The organism is Paenibacillus algorifonticola, from assembly GCF_000971975.1.
Taxonomy (GTDB): domain Bacteria; phylum Bacillota; class Bacilli; order Paenibacillales; family Paenibacillaceae; genus Pristimantibacillus; species Pristimantibacillus algorifonticola.
Genome location: NZ_KQ040784.1, coordinates 58,286 through 79,374, shown reverse-complemented (window position 1 = coordinate 79,374; position 21,089 = coordinate 58,286). Strand labels below are relative to the sequence as shown.

Here is a 21,089-nt window from a genome sequence, read left to right as displayed (position 1 = left end):
CTCCTCTCTACCAGCCTACGGATGCGAGCAAGCCTTCAATGAGCTTCGTCAGGCCGAGGCTCCACCGAATGCGCGATTGCTCCGGCACTTCTGCGCGCATGAAATTGTTAATATGCTTGTTGTCCAGCACATTGCTGTTTTTCGGGTCGACCGCTACCCATTCGAGCGGAGCCGCGTGCATCACCTTGTATTGAATATGCGACTCGGCGGCATCCCATATTTTCGAAACCGTTTCGCCGTCGGTAAAGGAGAAAATGAGCGGGATGGGTCCATTTTGTCCGCCATTGCGCTTAATCAGTACGGTGGACTCGTACTGCGTATTGCTGTCCTGGTTCACTTCATTCACTCGAATGGCCTCTACTGAAAAATCCGCCATCAGGCTGCCATATACATATTGGTGAAAATAGTCCTGCCATTTTTCCTTCGTAACCTGCTCGACCACTCGCTGGAAATCAGACGTGGTTGGATGCTTGAATTTATATTTTTGAAAATACGTGCGCATAATTTTTTGCATCGTCTTTGCTCCGACCTGCTTCTCAATGCCGACCAGTACGAGCTTGGCGCGCATATAGACATTTTCCGCGTATTCATCGCTGCTGTGATAGGCCCATGAAGGCTGCTTAAGCGGTGCAGGGGCTGTAATATAGCTGGCTTCCAGAGCCAGATTAGGCTCAACGTCATAGGCGTTCTCCATCACTTTATCCTCGGCATACGAAGTAAAGCCTTCGTCGAGCCAAGCTTCTTCAAACTCGTTCGATGCGACCATCCCGTACCAATACTGATGACCAATCTCATGTGCAACTGTCCGCTCGAGGCTGTAGCCAGGGTTGTCGGATTCAGCAGCCAAAGCGGTCACGAGCGTTGGGTATTCCATGCCGCCTGCGCCATTCGCACCCTTCGGAGGGACGATAATGGACAGCGTTGAATACGGATAATCACCGTACCACTCCGCATATTTGGACAGCGCTGATTTCGCTGCATGTAAATAGCGGTCTTTCAGCCCTTCGTGGGCAGGATCCAGATAAAGCTTGATGCGTACGCCCGGAATGCCCGGTCCCGACAACGTGTCCTCCGCATATATGAAGTCCGGCGAAGCTGACCAAGCAAAGTCATGCACGTCCTCGGCATAAAAATGATAGACGCTTGTGCCATTTTGCGTCACAGCTTCCTTCGTCTGAATGCCGGTAGCGGCGACCTTAAAGTTTTCTGGCACTGTTATCTGGGCGCTATACAAGCCAAAATCGCTGTAAAACTCGGAATCGCCATGGTACTGATGGACGTTCCAGCCTTCATTCGTTCGGCCGCGTGTGCCAGCCATTTCATAAACAGCAAGCTTCGGAAACCACTGGCCCGCCATAACGAAGCTGCCGGAATAGCCCATGCGGGCGAACACCTCGGGCAGCTTGACCTCATAGGTCATGGAGAGCGTTACTGATTTGCCCGGTGCGACTGGAACTGGAAGGTTGAGCTTCGTCAGCGTATAGTCGTCCATATTTCCATCATCGGGCTGGACATAATGCAAGCGGGGAAGCAGACTCTCGCCCTCTAGCGTTTGCAAGGTGATCAGCTTCAAATAACCTTGGCTGTCGACCGTGGCCTTGTCGCCCCGCAGCTGGCCGCCAGACTCGCGCATGAACGTAGACTTTTCTGATTGAAAGGCATTGGGGTACAGATGAAAATACAGCTCGGACACTGTTTTGTTGCCCGGGTTCGTCCAAGTGACAGTCTGGGAGCCATCCAAATATCTGATGTCCTCCCGAAGCGCAACATGCATGTTGTATTGGACGACTCTTTTGCTGAGCGTCTGCGCAGCATCAGGCTGGGCAGGGTCGGGCTGTGCCGGTGCTGCCGGGGCAGGCGGCTTGGCCGTTTGCGAAGCAGCCTGTGTGTCAGCTGCTATACCGGCCGCACCGCTTGGTGTGGCAGTAGTTGTGTGGGCTGCGGCGCTATTTACTGAACCAGCTAATGATGGATCTGAGGTGCCGGAGGCGTACGTATACTGGGATAGCCAAGCGTTTCCGAAGCCATGATGCAGCGACAGTCCGAGCAGGACAGCTGAGAGCATAATGAGCGCGATTCGTTTGAAAGGTCCTGGAGTCATTGAACGTTTCCCTCCCGTTGACAAGCATCTACAGCATGTATATGTCGGCTTGTACAGGAATAGTCTTGCGGTTTTTGCAGTGGGGCTGTTGAGGGCTTGTAAAGCGGCACCCTCTTGCGGATTTGGCAGGAATTTGTGTAGTGTACGCTTGTGTTATTGCGGAAAAACGTTCAAAATGGAAAGGAGAGATTGGCTGCAAGCTGCTGCGGCAGTACAATAGATGAAATGTGACGAGAGGACGTGTACGAACGGATGGAACAGCAAGGACAACCGGAGAAAAAAGAAAAGAAATCACTCGCGCTTAATGTCGTGAGCAATAAACAGCATAAAGGCTTTGGTGCGGGAACCATTGATCTAAGCCAAGTATCCTGCGTTATTATTGATGCTGGCGTCGCTTATATCGACGACGGCGCGATGCATGCGAAAAGCAAAGTAGAGCGCGGCATCAAGTTTTCGCCTAATAGAGAGGATACGCCAAATGGCCGCCAATGCTGGATTGTATGGGTGGCGGTAGAACGTGGAGAGAATGGCACGAATTATGCTGGCGCAACGGCTTGCGAAATGTGGATTGACACGGAAGCACGCCGCGGCTGGAAAATTCTTGCCGACCATGTCAACAAGCTCGATCATGCGATTAAGCGCCGCTACAACTTGGGCGAGCTGGGCGCGGAAGAGAAAGCCGCTTTCCGCAAGCTGCTTATTGAGCATAATGAAGAATGGTGGACCAACTCTTCCGATGAGCTGAAGCAGGCTTTGGAGGCGTAGGCTTGCAGAAAGCATGACCAAGACAGCTCCCAACTAGGAGCTTATAGGTAACGGGTTCCGCCCCAATGCGGCAGCGATTGCTGCGCTGGAGCGGGGCCTTTTTATTTTTTTCGAAAAATGTAGTTGCAGGTGCAGGGGATGACCGAGGTTCCGGCGTCTATTATAACGGGAAGGGGGAGAGCAAGATTCAGGATGAAGCATGGTTAATAGCGCTCCGCGACGGCGGGCCTGCGGAATTCCAGTCATTCGTGCAGGAATATGGCGCTCATATTTATAAAACGGTTTATGCTGTGCTTCATTCGCCGCATGATGCGGAGGATGTTACCCAGGAAGTGCTGCTGCAAATTCACCGCTCTCTCCCCGAGTGCAGGCTGGAAGGCTTTAAAACCTGGGTGACCCGCATTGCTGTAAACCGTGCGATTGATTGGAAGAGGAGCAAGGCACGCAAGCCGGAAGAACTGAGCGAATATGTGGACTATTTGGGACCGGACACCGATGGGCAAGGAGCCGCGATGCCCGCGGAGCGCGCTGCGATCGAGCGCGAGGAAAAACGCTACATACGAGAACAGGTCGAGCAGCTCCCGGACAATTATCGTGAAGTCGTAAACGCCTATTATATAGAACAGAAATCATACGAGGAAATTTCGTCCTCAACCGGGCTGGAGCGCAAAAGCGTAGAATCGCGCCTGTACCGGGCAAGAAACTGGATCAAGCGGCACTGGAGAAGGGAGGACTTTGAATGAGTCATCATGAGGAACACAAGCATGGCGATGGTTCGAAACCTAAACAACAGCAGCGGGAGCAGGGTGAGCAGCAGATAGCGCCAGCGACAAGTAAAGCATCCACGCCATGTAACCATGTGGAGGCTTCCCTTCTGGAGCAATACGTGGCGAATCTGCTTTCCGATCCGGAACGCGAGCAGATTGAGCGGCGGCTGGCGGGCTGCGACGCATGCTTGGAGCGTTTTATGCTTGTATTGGAGGCGGATATGGCGGTGAGTGTCCGTACGCCTGAGCTTCATATAGCAGGAGCAAGTCCGCTGAATCAGACGATTAAGCTCCCAGATTTCGAGCAGCTGGGCAGAGTGCTCAGCGAGCGGCTGTTCGGACCGTCTGAACTAGAAAAACAGGAGCAGCAGCTGTCTGTGCCAGGTCCTTTCCTTCAAGAGAAATCATACCGCCGCAAATCCTGGCTCCAGCATCCGGCAACGCATTATTCAGCTGCTGCGGTTATTACCCTGCTGCTGCTCGGTACAGGAGTGCTGAACAACATTTCGCAGGAGCTTGAAAAAATAGACCACAGCAGGCTGCAGCAAAAAGAGGAGCAGCACATTCGAGATACGGAGCAGCGCGAGTCCTCCTGGTCGCAGCAAATGATGAATCGTACTTCCCACTGGCTGGACGGCATAGCCTCCAAACGGTTTAAATAACGAATGATGAAGGAGAGATCAAGGGATGAATAGGGAGAAAAAGCCCATTGTTGCGCTGCTGCTGTCCATGTTTCCGGGCTTTGGCCATGCTTATCTGGGGCGTCCGATAAGATTTATTTTATACGCTGCAGGAGGGTTTGGACCGCTCGCGATTCTGATTCTAATTTCAATCGTAAATTATATTGAAGATGATACGGGCTTTATTCTGTGCTTAATCTCGTTTCTATTCTGGGGCATCAATATGCTTGATATGATTGTAACGCTCATTGGCAGGCGGCAGCCGTATCCGAATGAAGCTGCTTATGGTGCAGGAGCACCTCCAAGTCCAGATCAGATGTACAACAACATGCCGCCTGGAGCGATGCGCGCACAAGCTGACGCAATGACCTACAGCGAGCAGAAAGAGCGCACGAATACGCTGCTGCTGTCGATCATTCCTGGCTTGGGTCATATGGCAATGGGACTGATGCAGCGGGGTATTACCTTTCTCGTCGCATCCATCGGCTTGTTCGCCGTCGTCATTTTTATATCGTCGGTCACGGGGACGGAAGAGTTTCTTGTCTTTTTGCTAGGCGTGCCTGTCATTTGGATTTATTGCATCTTTGATGCTTCTCAGCAGCTGCACCGCAAGAGACGTGGAGAGCCGCTTGAGGATCGGCCGTTTTTTGAAGAGCTGGAGGAATACATGAACAAGGGGCGCAAAAATAAAGCGCTCGCCGCAGCGCTGTCGCTCTTTCCTGGAGCAGGCCATCTGTACCTCGGGCTTCAGACCCGCGGTCTGCAAATTATGGCGGGCTTCCTCATCTCCGTTTATTTAATGGATGCGCTGCGCCTGTCGATGTTTTTATTCCTGATGCCGCTGTTCTGGTTTTTCGCTTTCTTCGATGTCATGCGGCAGCTTTCGACCGAAGCACAGACAGGGCTGAAGGATCAGGCGATTATTACGCAGCTTGCACCGTATCAGCGTTGGATCGGCATCGCCTTGCTGCTGATCGGCTTGTATTATTTGGGTGATCGTGTACTGGTCGAATATGCGGAGAATTATTTTCCGAGATGGTATGCGCAGTACCAAAATATAAAATACAATTTGCCGACCGCACTCGTGGCTTTTGTAATGATCGCCGCAGGCCTGCGCTTAGTATTCGGCAGAAGCAGCCAGCGCAATACGGGACTTCCCCCTAGAGATCTGCAGTCTTCGAATTCGCTTCGAAAGGGGAAAAGCGAATGAAGCAGTGGCGTGTAGGCACGCTTTCGATGGGTATCACTTTATTATTGATGGGGGTCGCTGTAGCGGTTTCCATCTGGAGCGGCACAGGGGCATACAATATGCTGCTGTGGGTGGCTCCGCTAGTTTTTATTTTGCTCGGCGCGGAAATTTTATTGTACATTTGGTTTGCGGGAAGCGAGCGGACGACGCTGCGTTATGATTGGATCAGCCTGTTTATCGTCGGTATGATTGGGAGCTTTAGCCTTGCGATGGCGGGGCTGATATCTACGGGGATATTGGACGAGCTTAGAGGGGCGATGCGCCAAATGGAACGAACGGCACTTATCGAGACGGCGCCAATTTCCGTACCGGAGAAGATCGATAAAATCGTCGTACAAGCGCTTCGTCCGGTAAGTGTGGATCAAGTGGATGGCGGAAAGGTGCAATTGCTGGGGCAGGTGCAATACTGGGCTGCTGAGCCCATCGACACATCGGAACAGCTGATTAGCACAAGCGTAGTGGGAACGGTCATGTATGTCATGGTTGGCGAATTTGAGCGGCATAACGGACCGATTCAGTCGAACGCGTATAACGCTCAAATGACACTAATATTGCCAAAGTCGATCAAAATAGAGCAACGAGGGTTTTAAGACTTAAACACTGAAATATGTAGTCGTGAAATGAAACAAAGCATCTGTTGAAAAATAACTATAAAGCAACTTAACAACGTCGATCTCCCAAAAAACTTGGGAGATTTTTTTGGTAATGAAGAAAATGGTAATACAAGAAAAGAAGAATTCACTATTGAATAACAGCCAGCTTTCTTGTCGAGAATGGTAACACCTGATTAAGTAGGGGGATGTTATTCATATGCTGGTTACCTGTCCTTCTTGTAAGAGGGAGGTCAAGATTAAAAAGAATGGCAGCGGGAGATGCGTTTGTGGTGCTAGCATCAAAGTGCTAAATAGGATAAACAAACCTCAACTCCATATCTATGTGTAAAAATAAAGCCGTTTTTACACATAGATATGGACATTTTTATTTTTATATGTAAAAATATTAGGTAAATGACTAATGGAGTGTCGAATATGAGGCATATTTATAAAGTGTTCCATGAAAAAAGTGCTGGTGATTTTCACGAGGTCTATTTAAGAAGAGTTAATCATGATTCAACGATGCATTTGGGCTTGAAAATAAAGCCAATGAATCAACCTCAGATATATGAGTTATATTATGTGCCTACAAACAAAATGATCATGCTAATTAGTAAAATTCATTCCATTTCAAACCATTTTCAAAAAATATTTGAAGCTCTTCCTAAAGTTGCGAGAAGACAATTTATTAATGAATGCTTAGTAGAAGAGTTGTTTAACACAAACGATTTAGAAGGAATCAGAAGCACCAGAGAAGAGATCGCCAGAAGCGCCAAGGAGATAAAGTTAAATAAAAAATCTAAAAAAAGATTTGAAAGCATGATTAAATCGTATATGCGGCTCGTGGGTAATGAAATTGAATTTCCTAAGACACCGCAACACTTGAGAAAGATATATGACGATATTACAAATAAAGAAATTGATCAGGATGAACTGCCGGATGGAGAGATTTTCAGAAAAGAAGTGACTTATATTTTAAAGAAATCGGGTACGGGTAAAGTTGTCCACCAAGGAATCACACCAGAAAAAGAAATTATACAAGCAACAGAACAGCTGTTAAAGTTTATGAATGAAAATGATGAAATTCCTGCTATTATTAAAGTGGCTATCGGCCATTATTATTTTGGATATATACATCCGTTTTATGATGGTAATGGAAGAACCTCGAGATTTATTAGCAGCATGTATTTGTCAGAAGCATTAGGGAACATTTCAACGCTCTCTTTATCGAGAGGGTGCAATAAATATAAAAATAAGTATTTAGAGGCTTTTGAATTTACGAATAGTATTAAAAGCAGAGGAGAAATGAATGGTTTTATTGAAGTTTTTTTAGAAATTATTCTTGAGGCTCTCATTCAGATGAATGCAGAGCTGAAGGAAAAAGATGAATTATTGAAAATTGCCGATAAAAAGCTAGGAAATGATTCTGAAATTAAAAATAAGGAAGTTAGAGAGATCATGTTCGTTTTAGCCCAGAACCATTTCTTTGACTCGGGCAACGGGCTGACAATCAAGGAATTGGCCGGAATTTTCGCCAAGTCAGAAGTGACGATAAGAAAATCGATGAAGGAATTGCTGGCATTATCGCTAATTGAGCAGAGGGGCGAAAGGCCAGCATACTTCTGCATCCGGCAAACTTATTTTGAAACCTGATTTTAGGCATTTTTTATTGGATCATTTTAAAAAGAAAAAATCCTGTTGCGCTGCTTTCTAACCAGCAGTGCAACAGGCATAAAGGGAAAAACTAGCGGGAAAGCGGCAGCCAGTCAAGGACGCGCTGGATATTGCGGTCCCAGTAGCCCCACTCGTGCATGCCAGGCTCCTCGTCATAAGTGAGCGGCAGCCCGGACTCCTCCATCGCTGCCTTGAAACGAAGATTATCTTCATACAGATGATCTTCGGTCCCGCAGCATTGGTAAAACCTTGGCTGATCCTCGGGAGGAAGCTCGGCTGCGGAAGTCAGGAGGTTAAACAAGTTGCTCGGTCCGGCTTTCAGCTTCTCTACGCTGCCATACAGCCGTTCAAACTCACCTGCATCCGTATATGGAAATGCTGGGTGTTGGAGACGGCTTGCAACATCAAGCGCGCCAGAAAGGCTTGCCGCAGCTGCAAAGCGCTCGGGATGATGCAGTCCCAGCTTGAACGCGCCGTAGCCGCCCATCGAGAGGCCGGCGACAAAGTTGTCTTCCCTACGGGCTGACAGCGGGAAGAAGGAGCGAGCAACAAGTGGCAGCTCCTCGCTGACAAAGCTCCAATAGCGGCTGCCCTGCTCCATATCGGCATAGAAGCTGCGATGCACGCCAGGCATGACGACAGCGATCCCTTTGCTGGAAGCATAACGTTCAATTGACGTATAACGCGTCCAAGCGGTATGGTCATCAGACAGCCCGTGCAGCAAATACAGCACCGGATATTTATAATCCGTTCCTTCCTTGCGGGAGGCCACTTCAGCTAAGGACGGCTGCGGCAAAATAACCGACATGCCAGTCGAGAAGCCCAGCTTTTCCGAGAAAAAATCACATTGAAACAAGGCCATTACTAGCGAACCTCCTTGTTGACACACTTTTTAGCCTATTTATATCGTGAGTCCAGCGCTTATTTAATGCCGGAAATCGAATAATTCTCAATAATTTGCTTCTGGAAGAAAATAAAGACGATGACGACCGGCAGCACCATGAACGTGGAGCCTGCCATTTGCAAAGCATAGTTGCTACCATGCTCGCCTTTGAGCAAAGCCAGCCCGACGGACAGCGTGTAGAGCTTCTCGTCATTGGCAATAATAAGCGGCCACAGGAAGCTGTTCCAGCCGCCGATAAACGTCAGAATACCTTGAATCGCTAGAATGGCTTTAGAGATCGGAAGCACGATTTGAAAGAAGGTGCGAACTTCGCTTGCCCCGTCCAAGCGAGTCGCTTCCAGCAGCTCGTCGGGTATCGTGGACATAAATTGGCGGAACAGGAAGATACCGAATGCGCCAACGAAGCCCGGAAGCACAATGCCGACCATCGTATTCGTCAAATGCATTTCATTGAGCAGCAGGTAGACTGGAATCATCGTCACCTGGCCGGGAATCATCATCGTTGCGAGTACAAGATAGAACAGCTTATCTTTGCCTTTGAACTTGAACTTGGCGAAAGCATAACCAGCCATCGCATTTAGGAACAAGCCGATAAAGGAGAAAAAGACAATCAGCAGCGTATTGCTCAAATACGTGCCAAAATGCATATTGACGAACAAATTGCTGAAGTTTTCGAACGTAATATTTTTCGGCCACAATGTTGGAGGCAGCTGCTTGACCTCGCTTTCCGTTTTGAACGCCGACATAATCATCCATGCGAACGGAAGCATCATTACTACCCCGCCGCCAGTCAGCAAAATGCCGAGCAGCCATTGAAGGGCTGTGCCGCTTTTTGTTTTCGGTGCCATAATTATTCCCCTCTCCTTTCTTTAAACATCTGTTTCCTTGTTCTGGAACTTGAATTGAATGAGCGTAATGACGATTATGGAAATAAATAGGATAAAGGATCCTGCCGCAGCATATCCGAATTTGCTGTATTGGAAGCCATTGTTGTAAATGAACAAGGCTACGGACATCGTGCCGTTAAGCGGTCCGCCTTTGGTCATAATGAGCGGCTCTTCGAAAAATTGAATCCAGCCAATCATCGTGGTAATGGAAACGAAGAAAATAGCATAACGCAACAGCGGAAGCGTAATCGTCCGCATTTGCTGCCAGCTGCTGGCTCCGTCAATTTGCGCAGCCTCATAATAAGAGCGTGGAATACCCTTAATAGCCGCGATGAAAATAAGCATATTCAGTCCGATCGCCCGCCATAAGGCAAGAATGATCAGTGAAATTTTAGCGATAATCGGGTGCTGGAGCCACTGGACATCAGGAAGATGCACAAGGTTCAGCACATAGTTGAACAAGCCAAGCGATGGGTTGTACAAATAAGTCCATACGACCGCAACGGCAACTACGTTGGTCACGGACGGCAAATAATAAATGACGCGGAACGTTGTAAAAATACGTGATCTGCCGAAGTTAATCAGCAGCGCAATCGCAAGCGACAGAGCGATAACGGACGGAACGCCAATAATAACATAATAAAGCGTGTTGGTAATCGCTTGGACAAATAACGGATCAGTCAATACGTCCAAGTAGTTTTGCATGCCTACAAATGAAATGTTAGACACATCGGCAAGGCCGGCGAGGTCCATATCGGTAAAGCTGATGACCAGTGCAATAACGATAGGCAGCAGGGAGAACATAGTGAGCAAAATCAACGTTGGCGCTATAAAAAAATAAGGTGTTTTATTATTCAGTATGCCTTTCATCGGCTAAGTCACATCCTTTAAATTTACGCTTTTGCGCAAATGGACAATAATAGGGATAACCGGCAGCCCTATCCTAAAGCAGCTGCCGGCTAAAAGATTATTTAATTAATTTCTCAGCTTCAACGTTCAAAGCGTCCATTTGTTTCTGCACGTCAGCGTTAGCGCGATAAATTTGCTCAAAGCTGGCTACATATTTTTGTGAAATTTGGTCATAAGCGGTGAGAGCTGGCGTTGCTTCAGCATGCTTGAGCTGCTCCCCAATAACTTGAAGGTTAGGATCAGCAGTCATGGAAGCATCTTGCCATACGCTTTGTACGGCTGGAAGCGCATCGGACAGCTCTTTCCATTTCAACTGAACTTCCGGTTTGCTCATGTAGGCAATAAACTTCACTGCCGCTTCTTGATTTTTGCTGTATTTGAATACCGTCAGATCCGAACCGCCGAGAATCGAGTTGTTGTTCGCTGGGCCAGATGGAAGAACGGCAGTTGCCCATTTGCCTTCGATGTCTGGCGCTTGCTCTTTAATCGGCTTGATCATCCAAGGTCCGCTAATGAACATTGGGATGACGCCATCGCCAGCAAAGCCTTGAACGGCATCGATGCCGAGATCAACAGGAGAAAGCTTCTCTTGATAGAAGCTGCCTACATATTTGACAGCGTCAACGAATTCCGGCTGATTGAACAAAGGTTTATTTTGCTCACCAAAAATCTTGGAACCGTTCTGGCGGGCAAACATAATGCCCAGAGTCGGCTCGCCTGGAACGAGGTCAATGCCGTATTTGCCTTCGCCGCGCGCAGTCAGCTTCGTTGCTGCATCCTTCAGCTCATCCCAAGTAGCAGGCGCTTTGTCATAGCCTACTTCTTTCAGCAGATCGGTACGGTAGAACAGGACGCGAGTTTCAGCATACCAAGGAATACCGAACGTTTTGCCGTCAAATTGCGTTGTATTTACGATACCCTCGAAAAAGTTCTCAGGCTTAAACTCAGGATATTGGTCGATGTAAGGCGTCAAATCAAGCAAAGCGCCCGCATTTGCAAATTCCGGCATCCAGGAAGTACCCATTTGCAAAACGTCAGGACCGGATTTGGAGGCAACTGCTGTCAGCAGCTTGTCATGCGCCGAGCCCCAAGGAATAACCTGTACATCGACTTTAATGTTCGGGTTGTCTGTCTCGAATTGCTCGGAAATCGTTTTGAGCGTCTGTTCTTGGTCACCCATGCCCCAAACTTTAATCGTGACGGGCTGATCGCCGGTTGCAGCTTCGCCTGTTGTATTTGTGTCATTGGATGTTGAGCATGCTGTCAAAATACCTGAAAGCAGCATTGTACTGATAAGTGCAGTTTTAACGGATTTATTAAACATTCCAATCTTCCTCTCTTTAAGAAGCTGTAATTTAAGATGCAGTAGCTTAAGTAAATGATGACTGTATTGTTGCCGGTTTATGCAATGGCGCTGGCAGTAAAGCAGCTGGCTTCCCTCTGAACATATGCCTTAAGCGACATGCCTCCTCTCCCATATTCCTGAAAAGCTCCCCTTAGTATATAAGCCTGGTGAAACATAGAAACGTTTCGATTTTAGATTATACGCGATTGCATCATGAGATGCTAGTGACCGTAGAAACGTTTCGATGTCATTATAAAACAGAATGTAATCGTATTCAACACATTTTTTTTGGCTATTGAAATTTGCTTTTGAAGCGTTAAAATGATAATAGAAACGTTTCGCTCATATGAAATTCGGGTAATGGGAGTAATTGACGGGAAGATGAAAACGTTCTATAATCCTTTTAGTTGTAAAATAGAAACGTTTCGATTGATTTCGGCAAATGCCGTCAATCTGCATCAACTTCGCTAGTATTAGCTGTTTATTATGCGTTTATTGATGAAAGCCTATGTATACAAATTAAGTAAATCAAGATAGGGAAGTGAGTGGTAACCATGACAGCAGCAAGCACAAGCAGCTTTCGAGTAGAGGCCGGACATTTATCGTTCACCTTCCTCAGCAGCGGCGATCTTTATCAAATTACCCATAACGACACCATGATTAATCAACTTCTATCCAATGCGATAGACGGTTCACTGAATAATATATATTTGCGTTTGCACCGTGAATCGGGCATTGTGGCCATTCCACTGCTCGGCGTACGCTCAAATAGCCGTGTTTACTATAGTGAGCAGCAGGTTGTATGGGAAGGAGAAGCGGAGGGCGTTCGCTATAAGGTTCGTTTTCTGCTATCGGAAGCAGGCGCATGGTTCTGGGATGTGCATGTGATAGGCAATGGCGAGACGGTAGATGTGATCTATGGCCAGGACATCGGGCTTGCTGATCAGGCTGCTGTTCGCAGCAATGAAGCTTATCAATCGCAATATATTGACCATTCGGTATTTGAGGATGAGCAGCGCGGCTATGTCGTTTGTTCCCGTCAAAATATGCCGCAGCGCGGAAGCTTCCCTTATTTGCAGCAGGGGGCATGGACAGGGGCGGCTGGCTATTCGACAGATGGCTTCCAATTTTATGGTCTAAGCTATAAGGAAACGGATATTGCTGAAGCATTAACGAAGCCATTGCTGGCGAATGAAGTTTACCAATATGAATTTGCCTACACGGCTCTGCAAGCGCCACTTGCCAAGCTGAACGGCGAGCTGAATGTTGTTTTTTACGGCTTGTTTAAGGAAAATCATTCGGAGGCGGTTAGTTCGCTAGCCTTTACGGCGGAAGTGCAACAAGCGTGGGAACAGGTATCTGCTGCGCCCGCTATACAATCGCAAGAAGCGAATCCGGTTCGCAAAGCGGCTGCTATAGGTTCCCCTTTACAAACCGTATCGATGACGGCGGAAGAGATTAACGGCTTGTTCCCTGAACGCCAGCAGGAGGAGTATGCAGGAGAATCCCTGCTTTCTTTTTTCACTTCGACCCATGAGCATGTTGTATTAAAGGAAAAAGAGCTGCTGATCGAGCGTCCGCATGGTCATATTTTGATGACGGGCGGCAATGACCGCTTGAACTCGAATGTGCTGACGACGACCTCGTATATGTACGGCCTGTTCAACTCGCAGCTGGTTGTAGGCAACACGACGTTCCACAAATGGGTGACGAATGCCCGCAACGCACTGAATGTGCCGAAAACGTCGGGACAACGCATTTATATAGAGCTGGATGGCGTATATCGTCTGCTGACGATGCCGTCGATGTTTGAAATGGGCTTTAACTTTGCAAAATGGTATTACAAAACGTCCGATGATCTTATCATCATTACGAACTATACAACTGTAGATACGCCGGAAGTCCGGATGCATGTTCGCTCGACAAGCGGACGTAAGTACCGTTATCTGGTCACAAACCAAGTGTCTATGAATGACAATGAATATATTTTGCCATATCATATGAATAAAAATCAGGACTGGCTTGAATTTACGGCCGATTCAGCGGCGCTGAGCGCTAGTGTTTATCCAAAGCTTCGTTATCGAATGCGCATAGATGGAGCGGAGATGACCGTTGCAGATGAGCAAAAGCTTGTAACAGGCATGGAGCCTGGCGGCGCATCGCTAGTCGTTCTGGAGCTAGGCGCGAGCAGTGAATGGACGGCTACGGTGCAGGGCTTGCTGCAAGGTGAAGAGCTTCCAGTGAAAGCCGCTAGTGTAGAAGATGCAGAAGCGCAGGCACAGGCTTATCGTGCTTTTTACAAGCAGGTTATGAATGGGTTTGAGCTGACGCAAAAAGGCGGCAATACCGCTGAGGTGGATAAGTTTAATACGCTGGCATGGTGGTACACGCATAATATGCTCGTCCATTATTCGGTACCGCATGGCTTGGAGCAATATGGCGGAGCTGCTTGGGGAACACGGGATGTTTGCCAAGGGCCGACCGAATATTTTATGGCGATGCAAAATTACGGCGCGGTTCGTGAAATATTGCTGACGGTATTTTCCCATCAGTATGAGGAAGACGGCAATTGGCCGCAATGGTTTATGTTCGATAACTATGTGAGTGTGCAGCAGGAAGAAAGCCATGGCGATATTATCGTGTGGCCGCTCAAGGTGCTGAGCGACTATTTGACAGCGACGCAGGATTATTCCGTGCTGGAGGAGCAGATTCCTTATACGACTAAAGAAGGCTTTGCATTCACGTCGCATAAGGCATCGCTGCTTGAACATGCACAGAAGGAAATCGCCTATATAAAGGGACATTTCCTGCATGACACCCATTTGTCCTCCTATGGCGATGGCGATTGGGATGACACGCTTCAGCCTGCCAACGCCCAGCTTAAACAGTATATGGTGAGCAGCTGGACAGTGGCGCTTACGTATCAGGTATTTACGCATTTGTCTGCGGCGATGCAAGCGCACAATAGCGATTGGGCGGCAGAGCTTGGCGCACTGAGTGAGGGCATTAAAGCGGACTTCAATCGTTATATGCTGCAAACCGACGTCATTCCTGGCTTCTTGTATATGGAGCAGCCAGAGCAAGCGGAGCTGATGCTGCATCCATCGGATGCGGTGACAGGCATACAATACCGTCTGCTTCCGATGACCCGCAGCATGATTGCCGAGCTGCTTACGGCTGAGCAAGCCGAGTCGCATTATGCGCTCATCAAGCGCGAGCTCTATTGCCCGGATGGCGTGCGGCTGATGAACCGTCCAGCGAAATATACCGGTGGTGTAAGCACGCATTTCAAGCGCGCTGAGCAGGCGGCGAACTTTGGCCGCGAGGTAGGGCTGCAATATGTACATGCCCATATCCGCTATGTCGAAGCGATGGCTAAGCTTGGTAAGGTAGATGAAGCATGGAATGGACTAGCAATCATTAACCCGGTTGGTTTGAAGGATGCTGTGCCTAATGCGGAGCTTCGCCAAAGCAATTCTTATTTCAGCAGCTCGGACGGCAAATTTAATACGCGTTACGAGGCGCAGGACCGTTTTGCACAGCTGCGTGATGGCTCTGCTCCGGTTAAAGGCGGCTGGAGAATTTATTCCAGTGGCCCGGGAATTTATATGAACCAGCTCGTAGCAAATGTGCTTGGTATTCGCCAAGTGCAAGGCAAGCTAATGGTTGATCCGGTGCTGCCGCAGTCGTTGGATGGCCTGCGATTCGATTTCGAGTATCAGGGCAATCCGGTCACCTTCGTCTATCATTTGAATGGAGATGGCAATGCGACTGTGAAAAGCGTGAAAATAAATGGTAATGAAATGGAAGCTGAATTCGGCTCCAATCGTTATCGTACGGGCGGATTAGAAATTTCTCCGCAGCTGCTGAAGCAGTATCAGTCAGGCGAAACAACGATTATCGATATTTTCATGTAAGGACTGGTGTACGGCGATTCGTTTCGGATCGCCGTATGCACATAAGGCGATGCAACTTTAGCCTGTTATGATATAGTTAATTAATCAGGAATATTTTAAAATATAAGTGTTTATAAGTTTATATGCCTTTAATAGGTTTTTATTTTTACGCGAAACGAGCTTTGCTACCGAAGGTAGCTGCAGCCGTTTACGCTTGAAATGTAAGGATAATAAGATGAATTGTTATTATCTAGGCTTACATTTTTACGCGAAACGAGCTTTGCTACCGAAGGTAGCTACAGCCGTTTACGCTTGAAATCTAAGGATTATAAGATGAATTGTTATTATCAGGCTTACATTTTTACGCGAAACGAGCTTTTTCCATTTAGATGGAAAAGCCGTTTACGCTAAGAGTTACAGATTGGAGAGAGTGCAGTGGTCAGTATTAAAGATATCGCTAAGAAGGCTGGTGTCTCGATATCGACAGTTTCCTACGCGCTGAACGGTAGCCCGAAGGTGACAACGGAGACATGCGCCAAAATTTTAGCTATAGCCAAAGAGTTGAACTACGTGCCGAATGCAGCTGCCCGAACGCTTAAGACGCGTGAGACCAAAATTATTGGCGTATATTTGACCGACTTCAGCGGAGCCTTCTATGGGGATTTGCTGCAAGGGGTAAATGAAATGCTGCACCGCAAAGGCTATGATACGATCGTATGCAGCGGCAAACGTTCGCATCGCATGCTTCCTGAGCGGATGATTGATGGCGCAATTGTGCTCGATGCCATGTTCGATAGTGATGAGCTGCTGCGTTATGCGGAGCTGGGGCATAAAGTAGTCGTACTCGACCGCGAGCTGAACCACCCAAATATTAATCAGGTGCTGCTTGATAACAAGGCAGGAGCTACGCTTGCGATGGAGCATTTGCTGGATCGGGGCTTTCGCAAAATCTATGCGATTATGGGTCCGGAGGAGTCTTATGACGCAGGTCAGCGGCTGCAAGCGGTCAAGCAGGCGGTGGAGCGCTGCGACGACTTAACGTTTAAAGCCATTGAAGGCAGTTTCCGTAAGGAATCCGGCGAGGAAGCAGCTAAAAAAATATTGGCTGAATACACGGAGCCAGCTGCTGTTTTTTGCATGAACGATGAAATGGCGATTGGCGTACACAACTATGTATCCCAGACGGACTATGTCGTGGGCGAGCATATTCATATTATCGGTTTTGACAATGTGGAGCTGGCCTCGTATATGCAGCCAAAGCTTGCCACGATCGATTATTCGAAACATAAATGGGGAGCGCTTGCATCTGAGCAGCTGCTGAAAATCATAGCCGGAGAGCCGGTCGAAAACGAGCGAATTTATGTGACGCTGGTCGAAGGCGACTCTGTTGGCATAAATAAAGAGGCTAGCGCCCAGCGCTAGCCTCTTTCCTTGTTGTGGAGCAAATACAGCGAACATTTCAAAACCTACTTCGTTTTTTCCGGCTCCTCGAACGTCATGCCCTTCAAGTCAACGGTCACTTTCGTCATCGAAAGCGGCTCATTCGGACGATCTTGGCTGTTCGTCGGCTGGTTAACGATTTGATCGACCGCATCCATGCCTTCAATGACCGCGCCGAAGGAAGCGTATGCGTCATCAAGCGTTGGCGTATCCGCTACCATAATGAAAAACTGTGAGCCGGCGGAGTTCGGTTCACCCGTTCTGGCCATGGAGATCACACCGCGCGTGTGCTTCAAATCATTTTGAAAGCCGTTTGATGTGAATTCCCCTGGAATCGAGTAGCCTGGGCCACCAGCGCCTGTCCCGTCCGGGTCGCCGCCCTGAATCATAAATCCCTGAATAACACGGTGAAAAATCAAGCCATCATAATATCCTTTTTGGACAAGGGATATAAAATTGTTAACCGTATTCGGTGCAATCTCCGGGTACAGTTCAACTTTAATGTTAGTATCATTGCTCATTTGAATCGTTACGACCGGATGCTTGTCCGAGCCAAGCAGATTGGCCGGTTGGTCCGATGAAGGCTCAGCTGATGCAGCGGGTGCGGAAGGCTCGCTAGACGCATTAGCTGCCGTTCCAGCGCCTCCTGAGCTGGAATTGCTACTCGCACTGCTTCCTCCGCCGCAAGCGGATATAACAAGCATCATAGCTGCCAGAAGCAGCAGCAGCGAAAGAGCTTTTTTAGTGCTTTTCATTTTCAACATGTGGATGGTTCCTCCTAAATTAATATAGAGACGCGGCAACACCTGCGCTCTGATCGTGTTAATAATCCCAAGTGTACTATAGCCTAATTGGAAAATAAAGCGAAACAAAATAAGAACCCCCGCCAGCGCTCAAGGAGCGCCATCGGAGGTTCTTGCTGTATTGCGTGAGTTAACCTACAACGTTGTAGGACATAATCCAAATGGAGCCTGCTACGACGGTGAGCAGAATAATCAGGCCGAAGACTAGGGCCATCGTATTATAGCGCGGCTTGGCTTCATCCTTGAGATGCATGAAGAAGAACAACTGAACGACAAATTGCAGTCCCGCCATAATCAGAATGACGATAATCGTAAGCTGCTTGCTCAGCATATCGTTCATGACAATTGCAATCGGGATAATTGTCAAAATAATGGATAATACGAACCCGATGACATAGGACTTCATGGAACCATGTGAATCATGAGACGGGGAATGCGAATTGTGGTTTTCCATGCTACATCACCCCCATCAGATAGACGATCGTAAGGACGAAGATCCATACGACGTCCAAAAAGTGCCAGTACAAGCTAATAATGTTGACTTTGCGCTGGGTAACCGGCGTAATGCCGCGACGGGCTAATTGAATGATCAGCGCCGTCATCCAGACAATACCGACCGATACGTGAAGACCGTGCGTACCGACGAGTGTGAAGAAGGCCGACCAGTATGCGCTGGTGCCAATCGTCACGCCTTCGTGTACCAGTTCAATAAACTCGCTAACCTCCAAATAGATGAAGGCAAGACCGAGCACTGCGGTAACAGCGAGCCAGCCAATGAGGCCCTTCTTATTGCCTCTGTGCATTTGAAGCACGGCGATACCGCTCGTAAAGCTGCTTGTGAGCAAGATGAACGTTTCGGCGATAACGCCAGGCATCTTGAACATCTCGGCGGCTGTCGGGCCGCCGTCCGTGCTGAAGCGAAGTACGATGAAGGTTGCAAATAACGTACCGAACAAAATAATGTCCGTAATCAGAAACATCCAGAAGCCGAATGTTTTGAGTGATTCATGTTCATGCTCGTGGTGCTCGTCATGATGACCGTGGCCGCCATGGCCGTGCTTATCATGACCGGTTACTGCTTGTGCCATTATTTTGTCCCTCCTAATGCGGCTTCCGTCCGCTCGATCTCATCTACAGGAATGTAGTAGTCGGTATCGTAGCTGAAGGAACGTGCCAGCATGCAAATGGCAACGCCGATTGCGCCAGGTATAATCATCCATTTCCAATCCCAGACAAACCCGAAGCCCATAACGAAGAAGGAAACGGAAATCAAAAATGGAATCGCAGAGTTTTTCGGCATATGAATCGGTTCAAGTGGAGCAAGCGGCTTAGGCTTTCCGCCATTTGCCAGACGCTGCTTCTCTTCCCACCAAGCATCCTCGCTGTCAACAACCGGAACTCTTGCAAAGTTATAAAGCGGTGCAGGAGATGGAATCGACCATTCCAGCGTGCGGCCATCCCATGAATCGCCGGTTGGCTCTTTTTTGTAAAACTTGATGCTGTGCGCGATTTGCCATACTTGGAACAGGAACGCGAGACCCATAATAAACGCGCCGACAGTGGAGACGACGTTAAGCGGCTGCCAGCCCATATCAAAGTTGTATTCGTTGAAACGACGGGTCATACCCATCAAACCAAGCGCGTACTGCGGCATGAAACAAACGTAGAAACCGATGTTCCACAGCCAGAATGCCCATTTTCCGAGGCCTTCATGCAGTTTGAATCCAAACATCTTCGGCCACCAGTAGTAAAGTCCGGCGAAGTAACCGAATACGACGCCCCCGATGAGCACTTGATGGAAGTGGGCAATCAGGAAATAACTGTTGTGGAACTGGAAGTCAGCAGGTGCGACGGAGAGCATAACCCCAGTCATACCGCCGACGACAAAACAAGGGATAAAGGCGATCGTCCAAAGCATCGGCGTCGGGAACGTCAGCTTGCCTCGGAACATCGTAAACAGCCAGTTAAATACTTTAACGCCTGTAGGAATCGCAATAAGCATCGTTGTTACGGCGAAAAACGCATTGACGTTTGCGCCCGAGCCCATGGTGAAGAAGTGATGCGCCCATGTAAAGAACGAGAAGAAGCTGATCGACATGAGGGCGAATACCATGGATTTGTAGCCAAACAGCTTTTTCTTCGAGAAAGCCGATACGATTTCGGAGAAAATACCGAACGCCGGCAAAATAACGATATACACTTCGGGATGTCCCCACATCCAGATGAGGTTGATATACATCATCGGGTTTCCGCCGCCATCGAGCGTAAAGAAGTGAGCGCCGAAGTAACGGTCAATAAACAGCAGGAACAGGGTAACGGTCAAGATTGGGAAAGCGAACATAATGGTAATACAGGAAGAAAGAACGGACCAGACAAACATTGGCATTTTCATCAGCTTCATGCCTGGTGCGCGCATTTTCAAAATCGTTACAACAAAGTTAATACCGGTGGCCAAGGAGCCGATACCGGAAATCTGAATGCCCCAAATATAGAAATCCTGTCCGAGACCTGGGCTTCCTGACAGCTCGGAGAGCGGTGGATAGGCCAGCCAGCCTGCATCCGGCGAACCGCCGATAACGAAGGAAACGTTAAACAGCATCGCGCCAAAGAAAAACATCCAAAAGCTGAGCGAGTTCAGGAACGGATAGGCGACGTCGCGTGCACCGATTTGCAGTGGCACAACGATATTGAATAAGCCGAACATAAGCGGCATCGCCATAAATAAAATCATAATAACGCCGTGTGTTGTAAAGATCGCATTATAGTGATCGGCGTGGAGGAACTCCACCTGCGGTACAGCGAGCTGCACCCGCATCAGCAGGGCATCGACGCCACCACGGAAAAGCATGAGAATCGATGCGATAATATACATAATGCCGATTCGTTTATGATCGACGGTGGTCAGCCATTCCGTCCATAGCCAGCGCCATTTTTTGAAATACGTTAAGGCGAATACGACGGCAACCATGGACAAGCCGATGGATACCTGTGCTCCAAGAATGAGCGGGTCGCCAGTAATGAAAAAATCATTGAGTAAGAAATCGATTAGATTCTGAAACATGCGGCGTCTCCTTTC

At 48.3% G+C, this 21,089-nt stretch carries 17 protein-coding genes; 8 read left to right on the top strand and 9 right to left on the bottom strand.

The window, feature by feature from the left end:
- Positions 1–7 precede the first annotated feature (7 nt).
- Complete coding sequence (locus WH37_RS05685; protein ID WP_046229606.1) at positions 8–2,101, bottom strand: M1 family metallopeptidase; 2,094 nt, start codon at positions 2,099–2,101, stop codon at positions 8–10.
- 252 nt (positions 2,102–2,353) lie between these two features.
- Between WH37_RS05685 and WH37_RS05680 the strand changes: the two genes are divergently transcribed.
- The 6 genes from WH37_RS05680 to WH37_RS05655 all read left to right on the top strand — a co-directional run bounded on the left by WH37_RS05680 (position 2,354) and on the right by WH37_RS05655 (position 7,808).
- Positions 2,354–2,866, top strand: coding sequence for a YwhD family protein (locus WH37_RS05680; protein WP_046229605.1), 513 nt, complete (start codon positions 2,354–2,356; stop codon positions 2,864–2,866).
- Between the two features lie 65 nt (positions 2,867–2,931).
- On the top strand, positions 2,932–3,609 hold the full coding sequence (locus tag WH37_RS05675) for an RNA polymerase sigma factor (RefSeq protein WP_052736830.1): 678 nt from the start codon (positions 2,932–2,934) through the stop codon (positions 3,607–3,609).
- Positions 3,606–4,295: an anti-sigma factor gene (locus WH37_RS05670; RefSeq protein ID WP_046229604.1), complete on the top strand. Its 690-nt coding sequence runs from the start codon at positions 3,606–3,608 to the stop codon at positions 4,293–4,295. The genes WH37_RS05675 and WH37_RS05670 overlap by 4 nt, the downstream gene beginning before the upstream one ends.
- A 25-nt stretch (positions 4,296–4,320) precedes the next feature.
- Positions 4,321–5,523: a multi-TM2 domain-containing protein gene (locus tag WH37_RS05665; RefSeq protein ID WP_046229603.1), complete on the top strand. Its 1,203-nt coding sequence runs from the start codon at positions 4,321–4,323 to the stop codon at positions 5,521–5,523.
- Positions 5,520–6,152 carry a hypothetical protein gene (locus WH37_RS05660; protein ID WP_046229602.1) on the top strand — a complete coding sequence of 211 codons (633 nt, stop codon included), beginning with the start codon at positions 5,520–5,522 and terminating at the stop codon, positions 6,150–6,152. Before WH37_RS05665 ends, WH37_RS05660 begins: the two co-directional genes overlap by 4 nt.
- Before the next feature lie 438 nt (positions 6,153–6,590).
- Entirely contained in the window at positions 6,591–7,808 is a 1,218-nt protein-coding gene (locus WH37_RS05655; protein WP_046229601.1) for a Fic family protein, read from the top strand.
- Positions 7,809–7,899: 91 nt separating this feature from the next.
- On the opposite strand, the gene WH37_RS05650 is transcribed toward WH37_RS05655, so the two are convergent.
- From WH37_RS05650 to WH37_RS05635, 4 genes are all read right to left on the bottom strand, one after another.
- Complete coding sequence (locus WH37_RS05650; RefSeq protein ID WP_046229600.1) at positions 7,900–8,691, bottom strand: alpha/beta hydrolase; 792 nt, start codon at positions 8,689–8,691, stop codon at positions 7,900–7,902.
- A gap of 59 nt (positions 8,692–8,750) precedes the next feature.
- The gene (locus tag WH37_RS05645; RefSeq protein WP_046229599.1) at positions 8,751–9,581 is read right to left on the bottom strand and encodes a carbohydrate ABC transporter permease; all 831 of its coding nucleotides are present in this window, start codon (positions 9,579–9,581) and stop codon (positions 8,751–8,753) included.
- A 21-nt stretch (positions 9,582–9,602) separates the two neighbouring features.
- A complete protein-coding gene (locus WH37_RS05640; RefSeq protein WP_046229598.1) occupies positions 9,603–10,490 on the bottom strand; it encodes a carbohydrate ABC transporter permease in 888 nt (295 codons plus the stop codon).
- A gap of 97 nt (positions 10,491–10,587) precedes the next feature.
- The gene (locus tag WH37_RS05635) at positions 10,588–11,853 is read right to left on the bottom strand and encodes a sugar ABC transporter substrate-binding protein (protein WP_046229597.1); all 1,266 of its coding nucleotides are present in this window, start codon (positions 11,851–11,853) and stop codon (positions 10,588–10,590) included.
- 575 nt (positions 11,854–12,428) lie between these two features.
- Here WH37_RS05635 and WH37_RS05630 point away from each other — a divergent pair.
- Complete coding sequence (locus WH37_RS05630; protein ID WP_046229596.1) at positions 12,429–15,791, top strand: GH36-type glycosyl hydrolase domain-containing protein; 3,363 nt, start codon at positions 12,429–12,431, stop codon at positions 15,789–15,791.
- A gap of 414 nt (positions 15,792–16,205) precedes the next feature.
- Positions 16,206–17,192, top strand: coding sequence for a LacI family DNA-binding transcriptional regulator (locus WH37_RS05625; RefSeq protein ID WP_046229595.1), 987 nt, complete (start codon positions 16,206–16,208; stop codon positions 17,190–17,192).
- Positions 17,193–17,236: 44 nt separating this feature from the next.
- Here WH37_RS05625 and WH37_RS05620 read toward each other — a convergent pair whose 3' ends face one another.
- From WH37_RS05620 to WH37_RS05605, 4 genes are all read right to left on the bottom strand, one after another.
- Complete coding sequence (locus tag WH37_RS05620) at positions 17,237–17,965, bottom strand: peptidylprolyl isomerase (protein WP_046229633.1); 729 nt, start codon at positions 17,963–17,965, stop codon at positions 17,237–17,239.
- Between the two features lie 178 nt (positions 17,966–18,143).
- On the bottom strand, positions 18,144–18,467 hold the full coding sequence (gene cyoD / locus WH37_RS05615) for a cytochrome o ubiquinol oxidase subunit IV (protein ID WP_046229594.1): 324 nt from the start codon (positions 18,465–18,467) through the stop codon (positions 18,144–18,146).
- A gap of 1 nt (position 18,468) precedes the next feature.
- The gene (gene cyoC / locus WH37_RS05610) at positions 18,469–19,101 is read right to left on the bottom strand and encodes a cytochrome o ubiquinol oxidase subunit III (RefSeq protein WP_046229593.1); all 633 of its coding nucleotides are present in this window, start codon (positions 19,099–19,101) and stop codon (positions 18,469–18,471) included.
- Positions 19,101–21,074, bottom strand: a complete 1,974-nt coding sequence (locus WH37_RS05605; RefSeq protein ID WP_046229592.1) for a cbb3-type cytochrome c oxidase subunit I — start codon at positions 21,072–21,074, stop codon at positions 19,101–19,103. The genes cyoC and WH37_RS05605 overlap by 1 nt, the downstream gene beginning before the upstream one ends.
- Between the last annotated feature and the right edge of the window lie 15 nt (positions 21,075–21,089).